Annotated in this window: 8 protein-coding genes; 5 read left to right on the top strand and 3 right to left on the bottom strand. The window is 71.8% G+C overall.

The window, feature by feature from the left end; translation table 11 throughout:
* Nucleotides 1-86 precede the first annotated feature (86 nt).
* The gene (locus DW309_RS05015; RefSeq protein ID WP_168387180.1) at nucleotides 87-665 is read right to left on the bottom strand and encodes a DUF1349 domain-containing protein; all 579 of its coding nucleotides are present in this window, start codon (nucleotides 663-665) and stop codon (nucleotides 87-89) included.
* 68 nt (nucleotides 666-733) lie between these two features.
* Here DW309_RS05015 and DW309_RS05010 point away from each other — a divergent pair, with 68 nt between their 5' ends.
* Both DW309_RS05010 and DW309_RS05005 read left to right on the top strand, forming a co-directional pair.
* Nucleotides 734-1,378: a SatD family protein gene (locus DW309_RS05010; RefSeq protein WP_136034247.1), complete on the top strand. Its 645-nt coding sequence runs from the start codon at nucleotides 734-736 to the stop codon at nucleotides 1,376-1,378.
* The gene (locus DW309_RS05005; RefSeq protein WP_136044744.1) at nucleotides 1,375-2,178 is read left to right on the top strand and encodes a hypothetical protein; all 804 of its coding nucleotides are present in this window, start codon (nucleotides 1,375-1,377) and stop codon (nucleotides 2,176-2,178) included. The genes DW309_RS05010 and DW309_RS05005 overlap by 4 nt, the downstream gene beginning before the upstream one ends.
* 1 nt (nucleotide 2,179) lies before the next feature.
* On the opposite strand, the gene DW309_RS05000 is transcribed toward DW309_RS05005, so the two are convergent.
* Nucleotides 2,180-2,542, bottom strand: a complete 363-nt coding sequence (locus tag DW309_RS05000; RefSeq protein ID WP_136044743.1) for a MerR family transcriptional regulator — start codon at nucleotides 2,540-2,542, stop codon at nucleotides 2,180-2,182.
* Nucleotides 2,543-2,595: 53 nt separating this feature from the next.
* Between DW309_RS05000 and DW309_RS04995 the strand changes: the two genes are divergently transcribed.
* Genes DW309_RS04995 through DW309_RS04985 form a run of 3 tightly spaced genes read left to right on the top strand, consistent with a single transcriptional unit; the run spans nucleotide 2,596 to nucleotide 5,702 of the window.
* Nucleotides 2,596-3,549: an aldo/keto reductase gene (locus DW309_RS04995; protein WP_136044742.1), complete on the top strand. Its 954-nt coding sequence runs from the start codon at nucleotides 2,596-2,598 to the stop codon at nucleotides 3,547-3,549.
* Nucleotides 3,550-3,587: 38 nt separating this feature from the next.
* A complete protein-coding gene (gene tyrS / locus DW309_RS04990; RefSeq protein ID WP_205812629.1) occupies nucleotides 3,588-4,889 on the top strand; it encodes a tyrosine--tRNA ligase in 1,302 nt (433 codons plus the stop codon).
* 12 nt (nucleotides 4,890-4,901) lie between these two features.
* Nucleotides 4,902-5,702 carry a DUF4184 family protein gene (locus DW309_RS04985; protein WP_136044741.1) on the top strand — a complete coding sequence of 267 codons (801 nt, stop codon included), beginning with the start codon at nucleotides 4,902-4,904 and terminating at the stop codon, nucleotides 5,700-5,702.
* 55 nt (nucleotides 5,703-5,757) lie between these two features.
* Here the strand turns inward: DW309_RS04985 and DW309_RS04980 are convergent, their stop codons facing one another.
* Nucleotides 5,758-7,113, bottom strand: coding sequence for a CoA transferase (locus DW309_RS04980; RefSeq protein ID WP_136044740.1), 1,356 nt, complete (start codon nucleotides 7,111-7,113; stop codon nucleotides 5,758-5,760).
* Nucleotides 7,114-7,505: the final 392 nt, after the last annotated feature.

The following is a 7,505-nucleotide window of genomic DNA, read 5'->3' as shown; positions in this document are numbered from 1 at the left end:
CGGCGGCGCACGCTCTCGGGCTGTGAGCGGAGGGGGCCGCGGTCGTCCGCGGCCCGCTCCCGTCTCGGCGGTCTCGACCCGCGCGGCTAGTGCAGGTCGGCGTCTGCGGTGGTCCGCTCCCAGCGTGTGAAGCGGACGGTGAGCCCGGCGCGCGTGGGTGCGGCGAGGAACGGTCCGGCCGCGGCGGGGGCCTCGCCGTCGAAGGGCGCGACCCGCACGAGACGCCAGGGTCCGCCGTCTGCGGCGGCGCGGACGATCAGCGCGTCGCGCCAGCGGCTGACGCGGACGGTGATCTCGCTCTCCCGCCAGTCGTCGACGTGTCCGACCGACCAGTCGGAGACCACGGCGGTGACCACGGCGCCGAGCCCGAGGTGGCCGTCGGCGTGTTCGACGCCCGCCTTGACCCAGTGCTCGTCGTCGGCGCGCACGAAGAGGCCGGCCTGGTCGAACTGTCCTTCCCAGCGGGCGCGGAACGACACCTCCATCGCCTCGCCGACGGCCAGGGGAGCGAGGAGTGCGTGCTCGGTGTCGTGCACGAAGCCGTACGCGGTGTGCCGCCAGGCGTCGCTGCCCTCGGCGGCGGTCACGTCGAGGTGCGCGCCGCTGTCCGCGACGTCGGCGGGCGCGTGGGTCCAGGTTCCTGCGCTCCAGGGCATGATGCTCATATCAGGCATATCTCCGATCTATAACCAAAACATGCATAAACTCAGCTTATTCGTGCTATGGTTATGCCATGGTCATCGCCGTGATCGCCGACATCGTGGGCTCCCGCGAGCTCGACGACCGCAGTGCCGCCCAGCGGGCGCTCGACGACACCATCGCCGAGGTCGAGTCCGACCGACCTCTCGCACTGCAGCCGCTCACGCCAACGGTAGGGGACGAGCAGCAGGCCGTCTATCGAGAGCTGACCGATGCGCTCACCTCGCTCCTGATGATCCAGCTGCGGCTGCCGGACGACCTCGCCTTCCGCTTCGGGATCGGCGTGGGGGAGGTGCGCGCCGTCGATTCGATCCACGGTGAGCTCGCGGACGGGCCGGGATGGTATGCCGCGCGCGCCGCGATCGAGACCGTCCATGCCCGCGAACAGCGCGCCGTGCCGCGGACGCGCACCTGGATTGTCGGTGCCCCGGGTCAGGATGAGGTCATGCCCGCCGTGATCGCCGCCGCCAACGCCTACGTCCTCGTCCGCGACGAGCTCGTCGGCGCCATGACCGCGCGCGAGCGACGCCTCACCTACGGTCGGCTGATCGGCCGGTCGCAGCAGGAGCTGGCGGCACAGGAGAGCATCACGCAGCCCAGCGTCTCCAAGTCCCTGCGCAGTGCGGGGGCGGCGGCGCTCATCGAGGGACTGGCGGCGTTGCGAGGGGAGGGCGCATGATCCTCGCCGGCTTCCTGCTCCTCGCCATCGGCGCGGCCGATCTGGTGCGTCAGTTCGTACCCCGTCGCTGGCTCGGATACGTGGTCGCCGCCGCGGTCATCGTGCTGCTCGGCATCGGAGGGGAGGCGCTCCTCTGGGCCGTCCTGGGCCTCGCCGGAGGTGCCCTCTGGGTGTGGAGCATGCCGGACGGCCGACCCTCCCGCGCCGGCTTCTGGCCCGCGGTCGCCGTGGCCGCCCTCAGCATCGGCGCGGTCGTGTGGGTGGGTGCGCGCGACGAGACCGGGCTCATCGGCGAGCTCTGGACGCTGCGGTCGCCCTTCGGCGAGGTGTCGTTCGACCTCGCCGTGCTCGCGCTCGGAGCCGGGGTCTTCCTGCTGGAGTCGTCGAACCTCGTGGTGCGGGCGGCCCTCGACGGCGAGCACACCTGGCGGCCGGCCGACCCCGCCCCGATCGCGGTCGCCCCGGAGCCGTCGTCGCCCGAGACCGCCGAACCCGCTGCGGCGGGTGCGGCGCATGCCCCGGTGGAGGCGGTGCTGCCGGCGACCGATCCGCGCAACGGCTTCAAGGGCGGGCGGCTCATCGGACCGCTCGAGCGCGTGCTGGTGATGATCCTCACCCTCGCGGCCGCCTATCCCGTGCTGGCGGCCATGCTCGCGGCCAAGGGCATCGTCCGGTTCCCCGAGATCTCCCGCGACGGAGAGACCGGCGCCAGGGCCGAGTACTTCCTGGTCGGCAGCCTCGTCAGCTGGGTCATCGGGCTCGGTGCGGCGTTCCTGGTGTGGTGGGCCGCGCACACCTGAGTCAGGCCAGCTGCCTCCGGTACCAGGTCAGCTTCTCCTGGAGGCGGCGCTGCTGCGCGAGGACCTCCGCGAGCTGCCGCTCCACGGTCTCGGCGTGTTCCTCCAGGAGGGCGATCCGCTCGGGGATGGTGTCGTCGTCGCGGCACAGCTGCCCGTACCGCCGGAGACGCTCCACGGGCATCCCGGTCTCGCGCAGGCACTTGAGGAACTCGAGCAGCCCGAGCTCCGCATCGGTGTACACCCGGTGGCCTCCGGCCGTGCGCGGCACCGCGGGCAGGATGCCCTCGCGTTCGTAGTACCGCAGGGTGTCGATGCTGAAGCCGGAGCGGGCGGCGGTCTCGGCCGGCGTGTAGGTCGTGGTCATGCGGTGATCCTAGGGCTTGACCTGGAGTGCGCTCCAGGTTGCATGCTTCCTGCATGACGGCTTCTCCGCATCGCGCATCCCCGATCGTCCTCGGTGCCATGTCCTTCGGCACCATCATCGATGAGGACATCTCCTTCGCCCTGCTCGACCGCTTCGTCGAACGCGGCGGCAGCTGGATCGACACCGCCGACTGCTACAGCTTCTGGGCCAGCGACACCGGGCACGGCGGCGCGTCCGAGGCGGTGATCGGTCGGTGGCTCGCCGCTCGCCCCGGTGTCCGCGAGCGCATCCGTCTGTCGACGAAGGTCGGTGCCGAACCGCTGTGGCCGGGCTCGTGGCCCGCGCACCGCACGGGCCTGTCGCCGCGGGCGATCGCGCAGGCTGTCGAGGGCAGCCTGTCGCGCCTGGGCGTCGACACCATCGATCTGCTCTGGCTGCACCAGGAGGATCGCGCCGTCCCCATCGAGCGGACGGTCGACGGCCTCGCGTCGCTCACCGGCAGCGGGACGGTCCGGCGCGTCGGCGCGTCCAATCATCCCGCCTGGCGCATCGAGCGGGCCCGCGCTCACGCGGCGGCGATCGGCAGCGCGCCGCTCGATGCGCTCCAGCTCAACGCGACCTATCTGCGCGTGCGCCCCGGCACGTTGCCGCCGGGGGTGGTGCACCCGTTCGGCGTGCTGAGCGACGAGCAGCGCGACTACGCCGCCGCGAACGGTCTGGAGACCTGGGCGTACACGCCCCTGCTGTCCGGGGCGTACGACAACGCGGCGAAGGCGATCCCCGAGGTCTACGACCACCCCGGCACCGCGCGGCGCCTCGCGGTCCTCGACCGGATCGCGCACGCGCACGACGCCCAGCGCGGGCAGATCGTGCTGGCATGGCTGCTCGCGCACGGCATCCGGCCGATCCTCGGGGGGAGCAAGATCGCGCAGCTCGACACCGCGCTGGACGCGGCCGAGCTCGCCCTCGCGCCCGAGGAGATCGCCGAGCTCGACGGTGCGGTGTGAGGCGGGATGCCGCACCGCGCGCTGCTAGCCTGGAGCGCGTGTCAACTCCCGACCTGACGACCGCACCCCAGGCGATCGATCCCACGTTCGAGAACGTGTGGGACGAGATCGTATGGCGTGGCCTGGTCCACGTGTCCACCGACCAGGAGGCGCTGCGCGCCCTGCTCGCGGGAGACCCCATCACGTATTACTGCGGGTTCGATCCGACCGCGCCGAGCCTGCACCTGGGTCACCTGGTGCAGCTGCTCCTGCTGCGTCGGCTCCAGCTCGCCGGGCACCGGCCGCTGGGTCTCGTCGGCGGCTCGACCGGGCTCATCGGCGATCCCCGTCCGACCGCGGAGCGCACGCTCAACACACGCGAGACGGTGGCCGAGTGGGTGGATCGGCTGCGGGGACAGGTGGAGCGCTACCTCAGCTTCGAGGGCGACAACGCGGCCCGCATGGTGAACAACCTCGACTGGACCGCGCCGCTGTCCGCCATCGACTTCCTGCGCGAGATCGGCAAGCACTACCGCGTGGGCACGATGCTGAAGAAGGACGCGGTCGCCGCGCGCCTCAACTCGGACGCGGGCATCAGCTACACCGAGTTCAGCTACCAGATCCTGCAGGGTCTCGACTTCCTGGAGCTCTACCGTCAGTACGACTGCCGTCTGCAGACGGGCGGGTCCGATCAGTGGGGCAACCTGACCAGCGGCACCGATCTGATCCACCGTGTCGAGGGTGTGTCCGTGCACGCGATCGGCACGCCCCTGATCACGAACAGCGACGGCACCAAGTTCGGCAAGAGCGAGGGCAACGCGATCTGGATCGATGCGGAGCTCACCAGCCCGTACGCGTTCTACCAGTTCTGGCTGTCGACGGCCGACGCCGATGTGATCGAGCGGCTCAAGGTGTTCACGTTCCTGACGAGGGCCGAGATCGAGGAGTACGCCGAGCTCGTCGCGACCGAGCCGTTCCGACGCGCCGCGCAGAAGCGTCTGGCGCTCGAGGTCGTGGCGACCGTGCACGGCATCGAGGCCACGGCGGCCGTGATCGCCGCGTCGGAGGCACTGTTCGGACAGGGCGACCTGACCGCGCTCGACCCGGCGACGCTGCGTTCCGCGCTCGATGAGCTGCCGCATGCGACCGTCGCGCCCGGGACGCCCGTGGTCGATGCGCTGGTCGCGACCGGGCTCGTGTCGAGTCTGTCGGAGGCGCGGCGGGCCATCGCACAGGGCGGAGTGTCGCTCGACGGCGAGCGGGTGGCGGACGACACGGCGACCGTGCAGGGCACTCTCCCCGGTGGCGTCTCGGTGCTGCGCCGAGGCAAGAAGACCCTCGCCGGCGTGTTCCTGAGCTGACGCGGCCTCCGGATGCCGTTCACGCCGAGTCACGCAATCGTCGCGCTGCCGTTCGTGCGCACGCCCCTCGTGCCCGCGGCGATCGCGATCGGCGCGATGACGCCGGATCTCCCGCTGTTCCTGCGCGGCGTGGGTCTCGACTACTCGTTCACGCACACCGTGGCCAACGTGATCTGGACGGCGCTGCTGGCGTTCGTGCTCTTCCTGCTCTGGCGCCTGGTGCTGCGGCCGTCGGTCGGTGAGCTGGTGCCGCTGTGGGTCGCGCGTCGGCTGCCGCGCGAGTGGGACGACCGCGGCGCCGTGGCCGCGGGCCGTGCGGTGGGGGTCGGTCTCGGTCGCCCCTGGTATCCGCTGCTGCTCGCGGTGTCGCTCGTGCTCGGCGTGCTGTCGCACATCGCGTGGGACGCGTTCACGCACGAGGGGCGCTGGGGCGTCGCGCTGTTCCCGATGCTGGATGAGCACTGGGGTCCGCTGCTCGGGTACAAATGGGTGCAGCACGGCTCGAGCGTGCTGGCGTTGCTCGGCCTCGGGCTGTGGGCCGCGCTGCGGCTGCGGCGTGCGGTGCCTCGCGACGCGGTCACCCGGTGGCTGCCCTCGCCGGTGCGGGTGACCTGGTGGCTCTCGCTGCCGGTGATCCTGGCGGCGGCGTGGGTGATCGGTCTCGCGGTGCTCGGTCCCCTCACGGCGGAGTTCACCGTCGCTCACCTGGCGTATCGCGTGCTGCCTCCGGCGTGCGCGGTGTGGGGTGCGCTCACTCTCGTGCTGTGTGCCGTGGTGGCTCTGCGCCGAGGAGACCCCGTCCGGTCGCGCTGACCGCGCGCGGCACCAGCGGCTGTCGTCACCAGCGCGGTCGTCACCAGCGTGGTCGTCACCAGCGCGGTGCGTCCGACCCCCACGGGTGCGGCGCCGTGAACGCCGTGCCGGGGATGACCGGTGCCGCGGTGACGAGGGACACCCCGTCGACGTCGAACCTCGCCTCGTGCGAGGCCGCGTCCGGATCCGGCGCAGCGACCGGGTCCGTGCGGCGCGGCATCCCGAGAAATTCGGCGGCGACCCGGCGCAGCGAGGTGCGTGCGATCCAGGATCCGCCCTCGCGCGCACGCCGTCCGAGCAGCGTGGTCACCGCCGCGGCGAGCAGGTAGCCGCTGCTGTGGTCGAGCGCCTGTGCGGGCAGCGCTCCGGGCACGCCGTCGTCGCCCTCGATCACCGCGATTCCGCTCTCCGCCTGCACCAGGCTGTCGAAGCCCGCGCGCTCCGGCGCGTCGGCACCCCACGCGCTGAGCTCGGCCACGACGAGACCGGGGTACCTCTCGACGAGGGTGTCGGGAGACAGGCCGAGTCGTGCGAGCGACGCCGGACGGTACCCCAGGACGACCACGTCGGCGGTGGCGAGCAGAGCGGACATCGCCGGGTCACGGGCATCGAGGATCGTGCTGCGCTTCCCGTGACCGGTGTCGAGGTGCTGCCAGGGGAGCTCGGCGATGGCCGGGGGATCGATCCGCAGCACGTCGGCACCGAGCAGGGCGAGTGTGCGTGTGCAGACGGGACCGGCGATCACGCGCGTGAGATCGAGCACGCGGATTCCGGTGAGGGGAGACGGAGGCCCGGACGTCGGACGACCGGAGGGCGCGGCATCGCCGACACGGGCGACCTCGATCAGAGGCATGGTGCGGAGACGGGCGTCGTGCTCCGGCTGCTCGGCCCGCACGGAGACCGCGAGTCCTCCGTGGTGCACGATCCGCTGCACTGCCTCGTCGCGGGGGAGCGCGGCGAGAGCTGCGGCGACGTCGGGGCGGTCGGCGTCGGGCGCGAGCCCCAGGGCGGAGCGGAGCCCGCGAGCGTGATGGGGGTAGTTGCCGTGGGTGCGGATCCACCCGTCGGCGGTGGCCCAGAACCCCGAGAGGGGAGACCAGATGGGCGGGGGAGCACCGTCGACCGTCAGGAGACGGTCGCTCCGGTATGCGGCGGCGACCCGGGCGACATCCAGGTCCGCGACCCTGCGCCCCGCCGCCAGCGTCGCGGCGGCCGTGCTCCCCAGCGCGAGCTCCCCGGCGGCGGTACGGGCAGGGAGCGGGACGTCGCCTAGACCGGGGAGGTCTGCGAGCGCGTCGTGCACGGCAGCGGGCTCTCCGCCGATCTCTGTCCAGACCCGGCGCAGCAGGGCGGCGCTCGGACGGGTCCTCGCGGGAGCGGCGGCACGGGGGGAGGGACGGTGGGGGCCCATGGCGCGATGCTACTCCGCGGCTTCCGAGCGGAAAAACCCGGCTGATCCGGGCTGATGTGGTCCTGTCGCGGTGCCGACACGCCCGGGGGTGGTGCCCCGATTTGCCAGAACCCCGGAACCCACGTAACTTATTACTTGTTCGCCCCACAGGGAAGCGGAGAAGCCCAGAGCTTCACCCCCCTCAAGCGGAGAACCACCTCCGACTCCTTCTCTCTTGAGAGATCAGGCGCGTGCGTCTAGGATGGGAGATCCACCCCTTCTGCGGCTGTCTCAGCTGCGCAGCGGATCCTCGATCTGCCCGGCGCGCTGATTTGACAAGCGAGTCGGGATGGCTAAGATAGAGAAGTTGCCCTGCGGGCCTGGTTGTGATGGCTGGGTCGTGGGAGCATCCG

It is taken from the genome of Microbacterium sp. K41, from assembly GCF_004794395.1.
GTDB lineage: Bacteria > Actinomycetota > Actinomycetes > Actinomycetales > Microbacteriaceae > Microbacterium > Microbacterium sufflavum.
Note: the sequence above shows the minus strand (reverse complement) of the source record. Positions and strands in the feature narration are given on the sequence as shown.